Origin of the sequence: Xanthomonas sp. D-36-1 (genome assembly GCF_017746155.1) — a bacterium.
In the GTDB taxonomy this organism is placed as follows: Bacteria; Pseudomonadota; Gammaproteobacteria; order Xanthomonadales; family Xanthomonadaceae; genus Xanthomonas; species Xanthomonas cissicola.
In genome coordinates, this window is record NZ_JAGHWR010000026.1 from 54,448 (window position 1) to 70,970 (window position 16,523).

General features: G+C 63.7%; 14 protein-coding genes. 6 read left to right on the forward strand and 8 right to left on the reverse strand.

Annotated features, from left to right (window positions below; translation table 11 throughout):
* The first annotated feature begins 204 nt into the window (after nucleotides 1-204).
* Nucleotides 205-1,239, forward strand: a complete 1,035-nt coding sequence (gene tdh / locus J7367_RS08150; RefSeq protein WP_007968923.1) for an L-threonine 3-dehydrogenase — start codon at nucleotides 205-207, stop codon at nucleotides 1,237-1,239.
* Between the two features lie 391 nt (nucleotides 1,240-1,630).
* Here the strand turns inward: tdh and J7367_RS08155 are convergent, their stop codons facing one another.
* From J7367_RS08155 to J7367_RS08175, 5 genes are all read right to left on the reverse strand, one after another.
* Nucleotides 1,631-2,347: a TorF family putative porin gene (locus J7367_RS08155; protein WP_057661846.1), complete on the reverse strand. Its 717-nt coding sequence runs from the start codon at nucleotides 2,345-2,347 to the stop codon at nucleotides 1,631-1,633.
* A 282-nt stretch (nucleotides 2,348-2,629) separates the two neighbouring features.
* Nucleotides 2,630-3,661: a sulfate/molybdate ABC transporter ATP-binding protein gene (locus tag J7367_RS08160; RefSeq protein WP_007968921.1), complete on the reverse strand. Its 1,032-nt coding sequence runs from the start codon at nucleotides 3,659-3,661 to the stop codon at nucleotides 2,630-2,632.
* A 7-nt stretch (nucleotides 3,662-3,668) separates the two neighbouring features.
* Nucleotides 3,669-4,622, reverse strand: coding sequence for a sulfate ABC transporter permease subunit CysW (gene cysW / locus J7367_RS08165; protein WP_057661849.1), 954 nt, complete (start codon nucleotides 4,620-4,622; stop codon nucleotides 3,669-3,671).
* Nucleotides 4,619-5,479: a sulfate ABC transporter permease subunit CysT gene (cysT, locus tag J7367_RS08170; protein WP_057661852.1), complete on the reverse strand. Its 861-nt coding sequence runs from the start codon at nucleotides 5,477-5,479 to the stop codon at nucleotides 4,619-4,621. Before cysT ends, cysW begins: the two co-directional genes overlap by 4 nt.
* A gap of 3 nt (nucleotides 5,480-5,482) precedes the next feature.
* Nucleotides 5,483-6,580, reverse strand: coding sequence for a sulfate ABC transporter substrate-binding protein (locus tag J7367_RS08175; protein WP_007968916.1), 1,098 nt, complete (start codon nucleotides 6,578-6,580; stop codon nucleotides 5,483-5,485).
* An 89-nt stretch (nucleotides 6,581-6,669) separates the two neighbouring features.
* On the opposite strand from J7367_RS08175, the gene kbl reads away from it, so the two are divergent.
* The gene (kbl, locus tag J7367_RS08180) at nucleotides 6,670-7,878 is read left to right on the forward strand and encodes a glycine C-acetyltransferase (protein ID WP_057661856.1); all 1,209 of its coding nucleotides are present in this window, start codon (nucleotides 6,670-6,672) and stop codon (nucleotides 7,876-7,878) included.
* A gap of 2 nt (nucleotides 7,879-7,880) precedes the next feature.
* A complete protein-coding gene (locus J7367_RS08185; protein ID WP_042676276.1) occupies nucleotides 7,881-8,273 on the forward strand; it encodes an HNH endonuclease in 393 nt (130 codons plus the stop codon).
* Here J7367_RS08185 and J7367_RS08190 read toward each other — a convergent pair.
* The 3 genes from J7367_RS08190 to J7367_RS08200 form a co-directional block, all read right to left on the reverse strand.
* Nucleotides 8,224-9,084: a pseudouridine synthase gene (locus J7367_RS08190; protein ID WP_007968912.1), complete on the reverse strand. Its 861-nt coding sequence runs from the start codon at nucleotides 9,082-9,084 to the stop codon at nucleotides 8,224-8,226. The two genes, J7367_RS08185 and J7367_RS08190, sit on opposite strands and share 50 nt — an antisense overlap.
* 19 nt (nucleotides 9,085-9,103) lie before the next feature.
* Nucleotides 9,104-9,619, reverse strand: a complete 516-nt coding sequence (locus J7367_RS08195; protein ID WP_007968908.1) for a hypothetical protein — start codon at nucleotides 9,617-9,619, stop codon at nucleotides 9,104-9,106.
* A gap of 192 nt (nucleotides 9,620-9,811) precedes the next feature.
* Nucleotides 9,812-10,909, reverse strand: coding sequence for an OmpA family protein (locus tag J7367_RS08200; RefSeq protein WP_005915855.1), 1,098 nt, complete (start codon nucleotides 10,907-10,909; stop codon nucleotides 9,812-9,814).
* A 415-nt stretch (nucleotides 10,910-11,324) separates the two neighbouring features.
* On the opposite strand from J7367_RS08200, the gene J7367_RS08205 reads away from it, so the two are divergent.
* From J7367_RS08205 to J7367_RS08215, 3 genes are all read left to right on the forward strand, one after another.
* Entirely contained in the window at nucleotides 11,325-12,347 is a 1,023-nt protein-coding gene (locus J7367_RS08205; RefSeq protein WP_057661857.1) for a zinc-binding alcohol dehydrogenase family protein, read from the forward strand.
* A 206-nt stretch (nucleotides 12,348-12,553) separates the two neighbouring features.
* Nucleotides 12,554-14,593 carry an NADPH-dependent 2,4-dienoyl-CoA reductase gene (locus J7367_RS08210; RefSeq protein ID WP_057661859.1) on the forward strand — a complete coding sequence of 680 codons (2,040 nt, stop codon included), beginning with the start codon at nucleotides 12,554-12,556 and terminating at the stop codon, nucleotides 14,591-14,593.
* Nucleotides 14,594-15,952: 1,359 nt separating this feature from the next.
* The gene (locus J7367_RS08215) at nucleotides 15,953-16,414 is read left to right on the forward strand and encodes a cell wall hydrolase (RefSeq protein WP_005915848.1); all 462 of its coding nucleotides are present in this window, start codon (nucleotides 15,953-15,955) and stop codon (nucleotides 16,412-16,414) included.
* Nucleotides 16,415-16,523 lie beyond the last annotated feature (109 nt).

Here is a 16,523-nt window from a genome sequence, read left to right on the forward strand (position 1 = left end):
AGCCCTCGCAGGCAGCGACAGGTCTGGACGGCGGCTCTCATCCTGCGCTCAGGTGCCAACTTCGTCCCACCGGGCACGGGCCGGATCGGCCCTGGCCCACCGTGGATCCAGGGCGGCACGATGTCCATTCCCGCACCGCCGCATGGCATGCAGGCCGCGACGCCTATAATTGCCGGCTTACTTTCACTCAGCAGGTTCCGCCAGATGGCGCAGACGATGAAGGCGCTGGTCAAGCGCGAAGCAAACAAGGGCATCTGGCTGGAACAGGTGCCTGTGCCGACGCCCGGCCCCAACGAGGTGCTGATCAAGCTGGAAAAGACCGCCATTTGCGGCACCGACCTGCACATCTACCTGTGGGACGAGTGGAGCCAGCGCACGATCAAGCCGGGCCTGACCATCGGTCATGAATTCGTCGGCCGCGTGGCCGAGCTCGGTTCGGCAGTGACCGGTTACCAGGTCGGCCAACGGGTGTCGGCCGAAGGCCACATCGTATGCGGCCATTGCCGCAACTGCCGTGGCGGCCGTCCGCACCTGTGCCCCAACACGGTCGGGATCGGTGTCAACGTCAACGGCGCCTTCGCCGAATACATGGTGATGCCGGCCAGCAACCTGTGGCCGATCCCGGACCAGATTCCGTCCGAGCTTGCCGCGTTCTTCGACCCCTACGGCAATGCCGCGCATTGCGCGCTGGAATTCGACGTCATCGGCGAAGATGTGCTGATCACCGGGGCAGGCCCGATCGGCATCATTGCCGCCGGCATCTGCAAGCACATCGGTGCGCGCAATGTGGTGGTCACCGACGTCAACGATTTCCGGCTCAAGCTGGCTGCAGACATGGGGGCCACGCGCGTGGTCAACGTCTCCAAGACCTCGCTCAAGGACGTCATGGCCGACCTGCATATGGAAGGCTTCGACGTGGGCCTGGAAATGAGTGGCAACCCGCGCGCGTTCAACGACATGCTCGATTGCATGTACCACGGCGGCAAGATCGCCATGCTCGGCATCATGCCGCGTGGCGCCGGTTGCGACTGGGACAAGATCATCTTCAAGGGCCTCACCGTGCAGGGCATCTATGGCCGCAAGATGTACGAGACCTGGTACAAGATGACGCAGCTGGTGCTGTCGGGTTTTCCGCTGCAGAAGGTGCTGACCCATCAGCTGCCGATCGACGATTTCCAGAAAGGCTTCGACCTGATGGAAGAAGGCAAGGCCGGCAAGGTCGTGCTGAGCTGGAATTGATCGGCTGACACTGCAGATGTGCGAAAGGCGCCGCGAGGCGCCTTTTGCGTTTTTGACCTACGCGGGCTGACGAATGCGGCGAGCGATTTTCAGGAGCTAGCGAAGCGTCTCATGCGACGCGGGGTCGGCTAGGGTCTGGATAAAAGCCTAGTGGTCGAGGGCACGATGCCCTCGCCACTCGCGACGGTGAGCGGGCAAGGACCCTGCAGAAGATCCGCAGATCGGCGGCTCTACACGTGATCGATCCGCAAGCTGCAGTCACTCAAAAATCCAACCAGCCAGGCCTCGAGTCTTGACCTAACTTGGACGCAGAGGCACAAAACCCGGTGCGTCAACGCTTCCGCATGACGACGACTCTGCGCGCTGCCAGAGCCACTTCAACCAATCGCCATCACGGCCAAGCAACCGTCGCCGTCGCCACCAGATGGTTCTGCGAATTCTGACGACCGAAGCCGAATTCGGCGGCTTTGCTGGTGTCGTAATAACCCACGCTCAAACCCAGCGGGCCGAACGTCTTGCCGACGTTGACGCCGAAATCGTTGTAGTCGTGATCCACCTGACTCAGCGACGAGGTGTAGACGCTATGCCCTGCGTGCGCGCTGAGGGTAAAGTCGTACGGCAACGTCCAGTTGGCATCGAAGGCGTAGTAATAGCCATCGGTCTTGCTGCCGTAGAGATCGTCGGTGTAGGCGACCGTCACGCTATAGGTCTTCAGGAACGTGGTCTTGGTGATCAGCTCTGCGTAGTTGGATGCGCCCGCTCCCAGATACTGGTAGCGGTTGATCATGACGTCGAAGTTCCAGTGGCTGCCCAGGTCGGTGTTGTAGCCGACGAAACCATCAACTTCCCAATCCGGATCGCCGGCGCCGAAATCGACGTTGGACCCCCAGGTCCCCAGGTACAACCCGAATGGCGTCTTGTAGGTCAGACCGGCCTGAAACGCAGGCTCTTCATTCGTCTGCGAAATACCGCGGAACAGGTAATCGCTGGTCACCGCAAAGGTGCCACTGAACGGCGATGTAGACGCATCTTCGTCCTGCGCCTGCGCAAGCGGCGCAACGCCGAGCAGCAGTAACGACAGACAACAAGCGAGCGGGGACGACTTCATGGGCATCTCCTGGAGCGATGAACGGTGGGATGGCGCGAAGCGAGGCTGCCAAGACTTATTAGTCCAACTGTCATTGCAGCGCAACATGAAAGTCGCGTTCGCTTGATCCAGCGCACACACTCAAGAGCCCATGCGCGAATCAGGTGTTGATGTCATCGACCGCTTGCGCCGAATCTTGATGTTCGGAAGCCGGGATTGGGAATTGGAGATTCGTCGCGGCGAAGGCGAAACCTACGTCTCGCACATCCATTCCGGCGGGCCCGGACCGCAGCCGGCGCCTGCTTACGCGGGAAATATCCCGTACTGCCTTGCTGCCAAGCGCACTTGCTGCCCTGGCTGAAAGCTGCCGGCAGAGGCCGGCAGTTCCACTTCCACTTCATTGCCCGCCGGCTCCAGCGTTGCGCGCAGACGCAGGCGTGAGCCACTGCGCTGCGACCACGCCACCGTGGCCGGCCAGCCCGCCGCGTCGGGCACCAGATCCTCCGGCCGCACATACACCTCGACCGGCCCTGCAACCAGCGCAGCGTTGGCCAGGGGCAGTGCGTGCCCAGCCACCTGGATCTGCCCCTGCGCCAACACCCCAGGAATCCGGTTCACCGCACCCACGAACGAATACACGAAGGGCGAGGCCGGCTTGTCGTAGATCATGGCCGGCGTGTCGAGTTGCTCGATGCGGCCGCGATTGAGGATGGCCACGCGGTCGGCCAGTTCCAGGGCTTCTTCCTGGTCATGGGTGACGAATACCGTGGTCAGGCCGGTACGTTCGTGCAACTCGCGCAGCCAACGGCGCAGGTCGCGGCGCACCTGCGCATCCAGCGCACCGAATGGCTCGTCCAGCAACAGCACGCGCGGTTCGATCGCCAGCGCGCGCGCCAGCGCCACGCGCTGCCGCTGGCCGCCGGAGAGCTGGGTGGGATAACGCTGTTCCAGGCCCTGCAGCTGAACCAGCGCCAGCAGTTCCTCCACCCGGGCACGGATGCGCGCTTCGGCCCAACGCGCGTTGCCGCGGCGCACGCGCAAGCCGAATGCGATGTTCTCGAACACGTCCATATGCTTGAACAACGCATAGTGCTGGAACACGAAGCCGACCCGACGCGATTGCACGCTCATGCGGGTGGCATCTTCATCGCCGAACAGCACCTGCCCGCCATCGGCATGCTCCAGCCCGGCCATGATCCGCAGCAGCGTGGTCTTGCCCGAGCCGGAGGGCCCAAGCAAGGCCAGCAACTCGCCCTGGCGCACTTCCAGGTCGATGTTGTCCAGCGCAGTAAAGGTCTCGAACTGCTTGCGCAGGCGGTGAATGCGGATGCCCATGGTCACCTCAATGGCGGTGGTTGGCGGCCAGCGAATCGCCGTGTCGCCATTCCAGATACGTCTTCAGCGCCAACGTCAGCAGCGCGGTCAATGCCAGCAGCGACGCGCAGGCAAATGCGGCGCTGTAGGCGTATTCGTTGTAGAGAATTTCCACGTGCAGCGGCAGCGTATTGGTGCGTCCACGGATATGCCCGGACACCACCGACACCGCCCCGAATTCGCCCATCGCACGCGCCGCGCACAACAGCACACCGTACAACAGGCCCCAACGGATACTGGGCAGCGTCACCCGCCAGAACATCTGCCAGCCGTTCGCGCCCAGGCTCAGTGCCGCCAGTTCTTCGTCGCTGCCCTGCTGCTCCATCAACGGCATCAATTCGCGCGCGATGAAGGGGAAGGTTACGAACGTGGTCGCCAATACGATGCCTGGCAACGCGAACACGATCCGCGGCAGCTGGATCACAAGGTCGCCCAGCGCCGGCAGCTGCACATGCCAGCCTTCGTCGATCAGCGGCCAGGCCCAGCCGTTGCGGCCGAAGATCAGCACGAAGATCAAGCCCGCCACCACCGGCGACACCGAGAATGGCAGGTCGATCAGGCTGACCAGCAGGCGTTTGCCCCGGAACTGATGCTTGCTGACGGCCCACGCCGCGGCCACGCCGAAGACCAGATTCAACGGCAGCACGATCGCCGTCACCAGCAAGGTCAGCTTGATCGCCGACAACGCGTCCGGGTCGACCACCGCATGCAGGAAGGTTTCCCAACCGCCACGCAACGCCTCGGCGAACACCAGCACCAGCGGCAGCAGCAAGAACGCCAGCAGAAAGAGCACGGCGCCCAGGATCATCAGCCATTGCACCCACCGCGGCTCATTGGTGGCCGAATCGCTGATGCGACGCGCCTGCTTGGTCATGGCATGGATCGGCAACATGGAAGGCAGCGATGAAACAGCATCGTTCATGCGGGCCTCCGTTGATAGCGCAGCAGCCGTGCCTGCAGCGTATTGACCACCAACAAGATCACGAACGACAGCAACAACATGGCCGCGGCAATGGCAGTCGCGCCGGCGTAGTCGAATTCTTCCAGCCGGATGGTGATCAGCAGCGGCGCGATCTCGGTGGAATTGGGCAGGTTGCCGGCAATGAAGATCACCGAGCCGTATTCACCCACGCCGCGTGCAAACGCCAGCGCAAATCCGGTCAGGACCGCAGGCCACACCCCCGGCAGCACCACCCGCCAGACCGTCTGCCACCGCGAGGCGCCCAAGGTGGCGGCGGCAGCCTCCATTTCACGATCGCTCTCGGCCAGCACCGGCTGCACCACCCGCACCACGAAGGGCAGGCCCACAAAGACCAACGCCAGCACGATGCCCAGTTGCGTGTAGGCCACCTTGATCCCGATCGCCTCCAGCCAGCGTCCCACCCACCCGTTGCCGCCATACAGCGCGGTCAGCGCAATGCCAGCCACCGCGGTGGGCAACGCGAACGGCAAATCGATCACCGCATCGAAAAAACGCCTGCCTGGAAACCTGTAACGCACGAAGACCCACGCCACCCAGGTGCCCATCACCGCGTTGAAGGCACCGGCCGCAAACGCGGTGCCGAAGCTCACCCGCAGCGCCGACAGCACGCGTGGCTCGCTCCATACCCGCCACAGGCCCTCCCAGCCCAGACCGATGGTCTTGACGAAGACACCCAGCAGGGGGATCAGCACGATCAGGCCAAGCCAGGTCAAGGTGATTCCCAGACTCAGGCCCAGCCCCGGCATCACGCGTCGGCGCGATGACGGCGCTGGGTGGGGTGCAACCGACATCGACATTGCTTACTTGTTGGCCTGGATCTGGTCGAACACGCCACCGTCGGCGAAGTGCTCTTGCTGGGCCTTCTCCCAGGAGCCGAACGCCTGCTGGATGGTCACCAGCTTGATCTCCGGAAACCGCGCGATGTCGGCCGGGTCGGCAAATTCCGGATGCCGCGGGCGATAGAAATGCTTGGCTGCCAGCTTCTGACCTTCAGGCGCATACAGATAGCGCAAGTAGGCTTCGGCCACCTCGCGGGTGCCATGCTTGTCGACGTTCTTGTCCACCAGCGCCACCGACGGCTCGGCGAGGATCGACAACTTCGGCACCACGATCTCGAACTTGTCCTTGCCCAGTTCCTCGCGCGCCAGCAGCGCTTCGTTTTCCCAGGCCAGCAGCACATCGCCGATACCGCGCTGCACGAACGTCGTGGTGGCGCCGCGTGCGCCGGTATCCAGCACCGGCACGTTGCGGAACAACGCCTGCATATAGCGCACGGTGCGCTCGCGGTCGCCCTTGAAGATGTGGTCGGCGTATGCCCAGGCGGCCAGATAGTTCCAGCGCGCGCCTCCGGAGGTCTTCGGGTTCGGCGTCACCACCGCCACGCCAGACCGCAACAGGTCCGGCCAGTCATGGATGTTCTTCGGGTTGCCCTTGCGTACCAGAAACACGATGGTCGAGGTATACGGCGCACTGTTGTCGGGCAGGCGCTTTTCCCAATCGGTCTCGATCAGCTTGGCCTTCTGCGCGATGGCATCCACGTCGTAGGCCAGCGCCAAGGTCACCACGTCGGCCTCGATGCCATCGATCACCGCGCGCGCCTGCTTGCCCGAGCCGCCGTGCGAAGTTTCCACGGTCACCGTGTCCTGCGGGTGCTGCTGTTTCCACTGCGCTGCAAAGGCGGCGTTGTAGTCGCGATAGAACTCGCGGGTAGGATCGTAGCTCACGTTGAGCAGCCCGATTTCGCGTGCGCCAGCTGGGCCGGCCAGGACCAGCAAGGCGAAAAGAAAGGAGGTAAAACGGAAACGGGAATATGTCACGACGATCTCCTGGCCGATTGAGCACAGCTGAACAGCAAGCATGCCATGCTGCGCAGCGGCACGCAGGCGGTGAAATGACATCAGCGCCGCCGCTTATGCCGATTTTGCATGACGTAGTGGTATGCCACCGTGATCGTTAAAATCGCGCTTCTTTTGCCACTGCGACCGCCATGACCACCGTTCCCGCCGCGCTGACCGCCCATTACGCCGCCGAACTGGACGCCATCCAGGCCCAGGGCCTGTTCAAGTCCGAGCGCATCATCACCGGCCCGCAGTCAGCGGAGATCACGCTGGCCGATGACCGCCGCGTCCTGAACTTCTGCGCCAACAACTATCTGGGCCTGGCCGACCACCCGGACATCATCCAGGCCGCCAAGGACGCGCTGGACAGCCACGGCTTCGGCATGGCCTCGGTGCGCTTCATCTGCGGCACCCAGGATCTGCATAAGCAACTGGAACGCACCATCGCCACGTTCTTCGGCACCGAAGACACCATCCTCTACGCAGCCTGCTTCGATGCCAATGGCGGCCTGTTCGAACCGCTGCTCGGCGAGCACGACGCCATCATTTCCGATGCGCTCAATCATGCCTCCATCATCGACGGCGTGCGCCTGTGCAAGGCCAAGCGCTTCCGCTACGCCAACTGCGACATGGCCGACCTGGAAGCGCAGCTGCAGGCCGCCGACGCCGCCGGGTGCAAGACCAAGCTGATCACCAGCGACGGCGTTTTCTCGATGGACGGCTTCATCGCACCGCTCGACGAAATCACTGCCCTGGCCCGCAAATACAACGCGCTGGTGCATATCGACGAATGCCATGCCACCGGCTTCCTCGGCGACACCGGCCGCGGCTCGGCCGAGGTCAAGGGCGTACTCGACCAGATCGACATCTTCACCGGCACGCTGGGCAAGGCCATGGGCGGCGCATTGGGCGGCTTCACCACCGCAAAGCGCGAAGTGATCGAGCTGCTGCGCCAGCGTTCGCGTCCCTACCTGTTCTCCAATTCATTGCCGCCGCACGTGGTGGCTGCCGGCATCAAAGCCTTCGAAATGCTGGATGCCGCCGGCGAGCTGCGGACGCAGCTGGTCGAAAACACCACGTATTTCCGCGCACGCATGACCGCCGCCGGTTTCGACGTCAAACCGGGCGTGCATCCGATCAGCCCGGTGATGCTGTACGACGCACCGCTGGCGCAAAAATTCGCCGAGCGCTTGCTGGAGGAAGGCATCTACGCCATCGGCTTTTTCTTCCCGGTGGTTCCAAAAGGCCAGGCGCGCATTCGCACCCAGATCAGCGCAGCGCATACGCGCGAGCACCTGGATCGAGCGATCGAAGCGTTCATCAAGATCGGGCGCGAACTCAAGGTCATCGACGCCTGAGCATGCGCACGGTGCTGCGCCAACGGCTGCTGCTGGCGGCGCAGACCGATGCGCAGGCGCAGCTGCGCGACGGCCATTGGGAAACGCGCTGCCTGCACTGCCGTCGGCATCTGCAGGTGCGCGCCGACGGCGAACCGCTTGGCCACACCACGCTCGAACACGTGGTGCCGCAGGCCTGGTTCGGTCGGCGCGCGGCGGCGTCGCTGTGCGCATTGGTGGGCGAGGATGCCAACGATGCGCGCAACCTGGCGCTGGCCTGTGCCGGCTGCAATCACGCCAAGGGTCGCCGCCACGATGCCAACGGCGCCGGCGACGCCCGCGCTTACGAAGTGGTGAGCGCCCTGCTCAGCGCGCGTCTGGCGCGCTGGCGTGCGCCGCCGGCACTAACGCACTGACTTCCTCGGCGCTCAGCATCCGCCACGCGCCTTTGCCCAGCTCCCCCATTGCCAGCGGGCCGATCGCCACGCGCACCAACCGCAATACGCCGATGTCGACTGCGGCCACCAGCCGGCGGATCTGCCGATTGCGCCCTTCGTCCAGCACGATTTCCAGCCAGGCATTGCGCTCGCCTTCGCGCAGTACGCTGACCTGCTTGGCGCGCAACAGTACGCCCTGGCCCTGCGGATCGGGATCGACCACACCGGCCTGCAGTTGCGCCAGTTGCGCGGCACTGGGACGGCAATCGATCTGCACGTGGTAAGTCTTGTCCGGTCCGGTCGCCGGGTCGGTCACCGCCGCCGCCCACTGTGGGTCGTTGCTGAAAAGCAACAGGCCTTCGCTGGCCTTGTCCAGGCGCCCTACCGGCGCGATCCACGGTAAGCCGGCGCCATCGAAGCAACGGTAGACCGTGTCCCTGCCCTGCTCGTCGCGCACGGTGGTGACCACGCCGCGCGGTTTGTTGAGCATCAGGTAGCAACGCGCCAGTCCCGCCAGCGGTTGCCCATCGACAGCGATGGACGATTGCTGATCGCCGCGGATCGGAAATTCGGGGTCGCGCACCACACGCGCCGACACGCTCACGCGGCCATCTGCAATCCAGCGCGCCGCCTCGGTGCGCGAACACACGCCAAGCTTGGACAGTACGCGCGCCAGCCCATGGCGTGGCGCGGCATTGGCGGATGCGGCCGCGGATACGCGCACCGCGACGCCCGCCCCCGGACCACGCTGACGCTGCCGGGACGTTGCCGGCGCAGGTCGCCGGGGCATGCCGTCCCGACCGCAGGGCTTACTTGTTTTCGACCGACTTGGCGTCGGCCGCAGGTGCTGCGGGCGCTGCCGCTGCAGGTGCCGCGCCAGCGGCCGGGCGTGCCTTGACCACGCGCACACCGCGAGCCTTCATCCAGGCATCGAATTCTTCTGCCGTCATGCGCTTGCCGTTCTGGCTCATGTCAAAGCGCCACGGGGTGTTGTCGAACGCGGTCGTGGCCTTGTAGGCCGCCGGGTCGTTCGGGTTGACGGTGCCACCGGGTGGAATGACCTTGGCCAGATCCTGGCAACCTTCCACGCGCAGGCGCAGCAGCACACGATCCACCGACTGGTCGCTGCTATAGGGCTGTGCCAGCACGCCGGTAGGCATGCCCAGCTGCACGCTACGGGTGTAGAACTCGGCAGCCGCGGGTGCAACGACGGTGGCGGGCAACGGCAGTGGCTGGGACACCATGCTGCCGGCGCAGTTTGGAGCGGCGTAGGCAGCGGGGATCAGAGCGAGACAGAGCAGTCCTGCCGTAGCGGTACGCAGCATCGGGTTCTTCCAAGTATGAGTGTGGTGTTGACGCGGCGAGTGTAGGCAGCGATGAACGCTGTTTCAACAGGAACCGTGCATGGATGGCAACACAGACAGGATCGGCAGCGCTTGAGCGCGCTTTTCCCGAGCCTGCATAGACAAAACCCGGCACGAGGCCGGGTTTTGTCTGCAACAAAGCTAGCGGTCCGATTAGTTCTGGACGTTCAGCTCGGTACGACGGTTCTTCGCACGACCTTCCGGATTGTCGGAACCATCCGGGTTGGTGTTCGGAGCAATCGGACGGCTCTCGCCGTAGCCGATCGGGCCGACCAGACGCGACGCATCGACGCCGTTCTTGGTCAGGTAGTCGTACACGGTGGTCGCACGACGCTCGGACAGCTTCTGGTTGTACGCGTCGGTACCCTTCGAGTCGGTGTGACCGGCAACCTCGACCTTCAGGTCGGGGTAGCGCTTCAGGATCTCGGTCGCTTCGCTCAGGATCGAAACGGCATCCGGACGCAGGGTCGACTTGTTGAAGTCGAAGTTCACGCCCTTCAGGTCGATCGAGACAGGAACCGGGCAACCGTCCGGACCGATGGTCTGGCCAGGCTGCGAGTTCGGGCACTTGTCGTCGCAGTTGTTGACGCCGTCACCGTCGTCATCCAGATCGGCGCAGCTCGGCGCAACCGGAGCCGGAGCCGGCGGCGGAGCGGTCGACGGAGCCGGTCCCAACGGGATCACGACGCCGACCGAAGCCAGCACGTCGCCGAACCAGTCTTCCTGCGGAGCAGCAACGCTCTGGTCGTTGAAGTCAGCGCGGTAGGCCAACTCGGCACGCACGGCAACGCGCTTGTCGAAGGTGGTCTGCAGACCGACACCAGCCTTGGCGGCAAAGTTGCCGTCCTTCTGCTGGCCCGGCGAAACCGGGTTCGGGGTCGCGTCGAATTCTTCTTCCGAACGCTGGTAGCCCAGACCGAACAGCAGGTAGGGGTTCCAGCCGCGGCCTTCCTGGATGAAGTGGCGACGCAGGTCGAACGAGATGCCGTACTGGCTCCAGTTCAGATCCTGGTTGGCATCGAAGTTCGGGTTCTGATAGTTCAGCTCACCGTCGATCGACCAGTTCGGGCTGACGAACTTGCCCAGACCCAGGGTGACGAACGGGGCATCATTGGTCAGGCGATCGCTGTCCTGGAAGTTGAAGCCAGCGCTACCGGTCAGGTACCAACGGTCGTCGAACTCCTGCGCGGAAGCAGCCTGGGCAACTGCCAGACCGCCGAGCAACGCGGCAGTGAGAATTTTCTTGTTCATTTATACAGCTCCTTCTTTGGGAGATAAAACCGATAGAGGCGTTGTGCTTGGTAAAGATGCTCGTCACATCCAGAGCCATCGGGGCGCAGATTAAGCCGGCCTCGGTGAAGATCGCGTTAACGGTCATATAACATGTGAAAGCAATCACCAGGTCCCGCAACGCCAAGCAATACTACGTATACAGCTTCATGAAGGAAAGGACCGGGGGCCCAATTCGAATAGCGCGCCTGCATGAACGGCAGCCCAATTAAGTCACTTGAATACGGTTCCGTGCTGACTGGTTTTCAGCGTTCCAGGTTGCCTTGAAAACTACATTGGTGAACGCCAAGCCCTGTCCGAGCTGAATTGTGGGGTGGATGGTTGCAGGCGACTTGCCCCACAACGCACCCTGAACCTCCCGCTCAGGAGCGCTCCAATGAAAGCTGTCGCCCTCACCCGCCATCTTCCGATCAACGATCCCGAATCGCTGCTTGACATGGAACTTCCGGCACCTGCGGCGCCGTCGGGGTATGACTTATTGGTGCGGGTGGAGGCGATCTCCGTGAACCCGGTCGATACGAAGGTGCGCGCGCCCAAGCCGCAGCCCCTGCAGGCGCCGAAGGTCCTGGGTTACGACGCAGCCGGAGTGATCGAGGCGGTCGGCCCGGAGGTCACCGCCTTCGCGGTCGGCGACGAGGTCTACTATGCCGGCGATATCGGGCGGCCGGGCAGCAATGCGCAGTATCAGTTGGTGGACGCCCGCATTGCCGGATGCAAACCGACCTCGCTCAGCTTCGCGCAGGCGGCCGCGCTGCCGCTGACCACCCTGACGGCGTGGGAGCTGCTGTTCCAGCGCATGCCCTTTTCATTCGACGGTGCACGCAATCGCGGCAGGCATCTGCTCATCATCGGCGGCGCGGGTGGCGTGGGCTCCATCGCGATCCAGCTGGCGCGGCATGCCGGGTTCACGGTGATTGCCACCGCCTCGCGCCCGGAGAGCATCGAATGGGTTCGCCAAATGGGCGCCCACCACGTGATCGATCATCACCAACCGCTGCAGCCGCAACTGCAGGCGCTGGGGCTGGAAACGGTGGACGCGGCGCTCAATCTGGCCGACACCGACCGCTACTGGCAGCCACTGGGCGAAGTGCTGGCGCCACAGGGCCATGTGGGCCTGATCGTGGAGCCGCGCGGGCCGTTGTCGATCGGCGACCCATACAAATCCAAGTGCATTGGCATCCATTGGGAGCTGATGTTCACGCGCGCGCGCTACGCGACCGAGGACATGGTCGAGCAGCACCGCATCCTCAACCGGGCGGCCAGCCTGATCGATGCCGGCGAGCTGCGCACCACGCATACCGAGACGCTGTCGCCGATCAATGCGCAGCAGCTGCGCGAGGCGCACCGTCGACTGGAAAGCGGCAGCACGATCGGTAAGCTGGTGCTGGCCGGCTGGTAAGGCGGCGGTCTGGCTCAGGTCGCCGCCGCGATGCATGGATGCGCGCAGCGCCTGCGTATCGGCGCGCGCCCGTGCGGGCGGCAGCGAAGGCGTGTGTTGCCGGCCGGGCGTCTCCGGCATCGGCAGGGCCGCTGCATGCGTCAGGACTTGCCGCCAGGCCGGTTTGCCGGCATCGTGCGCAATCCGTACGCCAGCGTATCCACATCATGTCGCCCGCCACCGGTCCCTCCGCCTTGTCTTTCCCGCACCTGTTCACCCCGCTCGATCTGGGCTTCACGCAACTGCGTAATCGCGTCCTGATGGGCTCGATGCACACGGGCCTGGAAGACCGTGCGCGCGACTTCCCCAAGCTGGCGGCGTATTTCGCAGAGCGCGCCGCCGGTGGCGTGGGCCTGATCGTGACCGGTGGGTTTTCGCCGAATGTGGTGGGCTGGCTCAAGCCGTTCGGCGGCAAGTTATCGTGGCCTTGGGAGGTACGCCCGCATCGCCAGGTCACCCGCGCAGTTCACGAACACGGCGCCAAGATCTGCCTGCAACTGCTGCACGCCGGGCGCTACGCGTACCACCCGCTGTCGGTTGCGCCATCCAGGCTCAAGGCACCGATCAACCCGTTCACTCCGCGCGCCTTGTCGGCCGGCGCAGTGGACCGGCAGGTCGCCGCCTATGCGCGTGCCGCGCTGCTGGCGCGCGAAGCGGGCTACGACGGGGTCGAGGTCATGGGCTCGGAAGGCTATCTGATCAACGAATTCACCGCCGCGCGCACCAATCGGCGCCGCGACACCTGGGGCGGCGATGCGAGCAAGCGCATGCGCTTTGCGGTGGAGATCGTGCGGCGCATCCGCGAGGCCTGCGGGCCGGACTTCATCATTATCTACCGGCTGTCGCTGGTGGATCTGGTCGAAGACGGCAACCAGTGGCAGGAAATCCTGGCCCAGGCGCAGGCGATCGAAGCGGCCGGCGCAACCATCATCAATTCCGGTATCGGCTGGCACGAAGCGCGCATTCCCACCATCGCCACCTCGGTGCCGCGCGCTGCGTTTGCCGGGGTCACTGCCAAACTCAAGCCGCATCTGCGCATTCCGGTGGTGGCAACCAACCGCATCAACATGCCGGAGGTGGCCGAGCGCATCCTGGCCGACGGTGCCGCAGACATGGTGTCGCTGGCGCGGCCGCTGCTGGCCGACCCGCAGTGGACCAACAAGGCGCGCGCCGGGCAGTCGCATACCATCAATACGTGCATTGCCTGTAACCAGGCCTGCCTGGATCACGTGTTCGACAACAAGCTGGCCAGCTGCCTGGTCAACCCGCGTGCCGCACACGAGACCGAACTGAACTACACCCCGACTGCCACGCCCAAGCGCATTGCCGTGGTCGGTGCCGGCCCGGCCGGTCTGGCCTGCGCGACGGTGGCGGCAGAACGCGGGCATCGGGTGACCTTGTTCGATGCAAGCGATGCGATTGGCGGGCAATTCAATGTCGCCAGGCGCATTCCGGGCAAGGAAGAGTTCAACGAGACCTTGCGTTATTTCGGCCATCGCATCGAAGCGACCGGCGTGCAGCTGCGTTTGAACACCCCGGTGCAGGCGGCCGATCTGAAAGACTTCGACGAAGTCGTGCTGGCAACCGGCATCAAGCCGCGCAAGGTGGATTTCCCCGGTGCCGATCATCCGATGGTGGTGAGCTACCTCGACGTGGTGCTGGGCCGCCACGTAGCCGCCGACAAGGTGGCCATCATCGGTGCCGGCGGAATTGGCTTTGATGTCGGCGAGTTTCTGGTGCACACGGGTGAATCGCCTTCGCTGGATCCGCAGCGCTGGATGACCGAATGGGGCGTCGACCCGAGCTTCGAAGCGCGCGGTGCGTTGACCAAACCGCAACCCGAGCGTGCCGCTCGTCAGGTCTGGCTGTTGCAGCGCAGCCCCGGCAAGCCCGGTGGACGCCTGGGCAAGACCACTGGCTGGATCCACCGCGCGACGCTCAAGGCCAAGGGCGTCAAGATGCTCGGCGGCGTGGAATATCTGGGCGTGGACGATGCCGGCCTGCGCATTCGCGTGGAAGGCAGCGAACAGCTGCTGGATGTCGGTACGGTGGTGGTGTGCGCCGGGCAGGAGCCGCGTCGCGAATTGCTGACCGCGCTGCAAGCCAACGGCCGGCAGCCGCATTTGATCGGCGGCGCGGATGTGGCGGCCGAACTGGATGCCAAGCGTGCGATCAACCAGGCAAGTCGGCTGGCCGCGACCCTGTAACGGATTTTCCAGGACGGCGTCACGACGACGCCGTCGTTGCGTTCGGGGCCTGGCTGCACGACTGCCGTGCATGCAGCGTTACCGACGTCGCCATGCATGCGGATGTGGTGGCATGCCACGCCGATTCTCTTTCTTGCCGTGCGGACCGGCGATAAGTGCCGCATGCATCGTTACCGCACGCATTACCGCCTGTCGCATTGCGCGCCTACGCGGCAGCGCATCTCGACACGGGCCTGTGTGGTAGAGGCGCGGGCACTTCGCGCACCTAAAACGCGCTCAGGTCACCGCTTGCTGCCTGCATTGTCGATTCGCAATCACCGCTACAGCATCAGCGTGCGCCTGTGGGATGCGATCACACCGCGTGTCTTATCGCATCGACAGAGATTTTCGCAACGTGCATGCACGTTTCTGACGACAGTGCGTGCTGCACTGATTGCAGCACCTGGCGTATCAACGCCCCCTTCGCTTTGGCATCCATTGGTCTTAGAGCTTTTGTATCTGACACTTCTGCACTTGAGCATCTTTGCGCTCTTGCGCTCTTGCGCTCTTGAACATGCGACCGCGCAAACATCGCAACGCAATAAGACACATCACTGGCGCATCGAATGCTCGACGAGCTTTCGAAACATCGCTACGTAGCCTCCGAACATCATGCGACGACGGCTATCACGTCGTGATGGCAGATAGCTTTCGCTGCAACAGCTAGCTGTCTGTACTGCTTTTGATGGCGTGATCAGCGAGATGCGTCAAGACTGCGCATCCACGCAAAAGAGATGCATAAAGCGCCAGTGCTGCAACACACACACCGCTGCAGCTCGGACGCTAGCACTTTCGCCATCCAGTGCATCTGCGCGACGCCCGTCTTTCTCGCGCCCCCTTGATCGATGTACGAAACCGAATTACGCAGCCCCGGTCGAGAGCACAACCACGCGTGACGAGTGCGTGTATGAAATTTGCTTTATCAGGAACGCGGTTTTTGGCCACCAGGCCATCATCGGAACCGACACGCACTGCCGCAGCGCGCGCGATGTGGCAAATAATTCATGCAACACAACAGTCGCTTTCAACACTGCGACGCAGATTCGATGTTGCGATGCACGCTAGGCTGTTTCGCAGCGCGATGCACTGCGGGCAATCAGAATCGTCAACCCCTCTCATTCAGCCGCGATTGTGTGATCGACGCCTACCTTGCGCCAACTTTTTGACCCGCCGCATTTGGTGGGCGCCTTCGGCAGATGGTCTTTCGCCGAAGCATTTGGCGACCGGTGGCAGGTCGCCTCCCCATGACGCCAAGCCCTCTGCACTGGTGCATCCACATTGGATGCTCTGCGGACCGGCCCATACGGAGCAAGGAGTTCTATGAAACTTGTTTGGATACTCTGGCTGTCGCATGTGTTGCCGCAGCCAGCTGCAGATTCGCTGTGTTTGAGCACGACCGTCTATCTGGAAGCGCGCGACCAGACCTTGCGTGGCCAGCAGGCCGTTGCAGAAGTTGCATTGCGTCGCCTGGATAGCGGTTTGTGGGGCGACTCGATGTGTCAGGTGGTCACTGCACGCAAGCAGTTCGCGCCGACGATCGTGGCGCCAGGCACGCAGCTGAAGAACGACGATGCCTGGAACAAGGCATTGGGCGTGGCACTGGCGGCGCAGCGCAACTGGGCATTGCCAGTTGGCCAACGCAAAGAGATCGTGCCGGGCGCCAGTCACTTTGCCGCAAGCGCAATCGCGAGCCCTAGCTGGCGTAATGCCTATCAGGTGGCCACCATCGGCGACCACACGTTCTATCGCGTGCAATCGCTGCGCCCGCGCAACGCGTCCTGAGCGCGCAGTGTCGCGGCATCTCTGAGCGTCATACGTCGCTGAGGTCATTGATTATCGAGATGCAGTGCCGATGCGTTGACGCGTCTTAAGGCGTCCATCTCGAGACACT

Excerpts from the sequence above, each read along its gene's own strand:
- tdh (WP_007968923.1), top strand. The coding sequence starts at position 205 with ATGGCGCAGACGATGAAGGCGCTGGTCAAGCGCGAAGCAAACAAGGGC.
- J7367_RS08155 (WP_057661846.1), bottom strand. The coding sequence starts at position 2,347 with ATGAAGTCGTCCCCGCTCGCTTGTTGTCTGTCGTTACTGCTGCTCGGC.
- J7367_RS08160 (WP_007968921.1), bottom strand. The coding sequence starts at position 3,661 with ATGGGCATCCGCATTCACCGCCTGCGCAAGCAGTTCGAGACCTTTACT.
- cysW (WP_057661849.1), bottom strand. The coding sequence starts at position 4,622 with ATGAACGATGCTGTTTCATCGCTGCCTTCCATGTTGCCGATCCATGCC.
- cysT (WP_057661852.1), bottom strand. The coding sequence starts at position 5,479 with ATGTCGATGTCGGTTGCACCCCACCCAGCGCCGTCATCGCGCCGACGC.
- J7367_RS08175 (WP_007968916.1), bottom strand. The coding sequence starts at position 6,580 with ATGTCATTTCACCGCCTGCGTGCCGCTGCGCAGCATGGCATGCTTGCT.
- kbl (WP_057661856.1), top strand. The coding sequence starts at position 6,670 with ATGACCACCGTTCCCGCCGCGCTGACCGCCCATTACGCCGCCGAACTG.
- J7367_RS08185 (WP_042676276.1), top strand. The coding sequence starts at position 7,881 with ATGCGCACGGTGCTGCGCCAACGGCTGCTGCTGGCGGCGCAGACCGAT.
- J7367_RS08190 (WP_007968912.1), bottom strand. The coding sequence starts at position 9,084 with ATGCCCCGGCGACCTGCGCCGGCAACGTCCCGGCAGCGTCAGCGTGGT.
- J7367_RS08195 (WP_007968908.1), bottom strand. The coding sequence starts at position 9,619 with ATGCTGCGTACCGCTACGGCAGGACTGCTCTGTCTCGCTCTGATCCCC.
- J7367_RS08200 (WP_005915855.1), bottom strand. The coding sequence starts at position 10,909 with ATGAACAAGAAAATTCTCACTGCCGCGTTGCTCGGCGGTCTGGCAGTT.
- J7367_RS08205 (WP_057661857.1), top strand. The coding sequence starts at position 11,325 with ATGAAAGCTGTCGCCCTCACCCGCCATCTTCCGATCAACGATCCCGAA.
- J7367_RS08210 (WP_057661859.1), top strand. The coding sequence starts at position 12,554 with ATGTCGCCCGCCACCGGTCCCTCCGCCTTGTCTTTCCCGCACCTGTTC.
- J7367_RS08215 (WP_005915848.1), top strand. The coding sequence starts at position 15,953 with ATGAAACTTGTTTGGATACTCTGGCTGTCGCATGTGTTGCCGCAGCCA.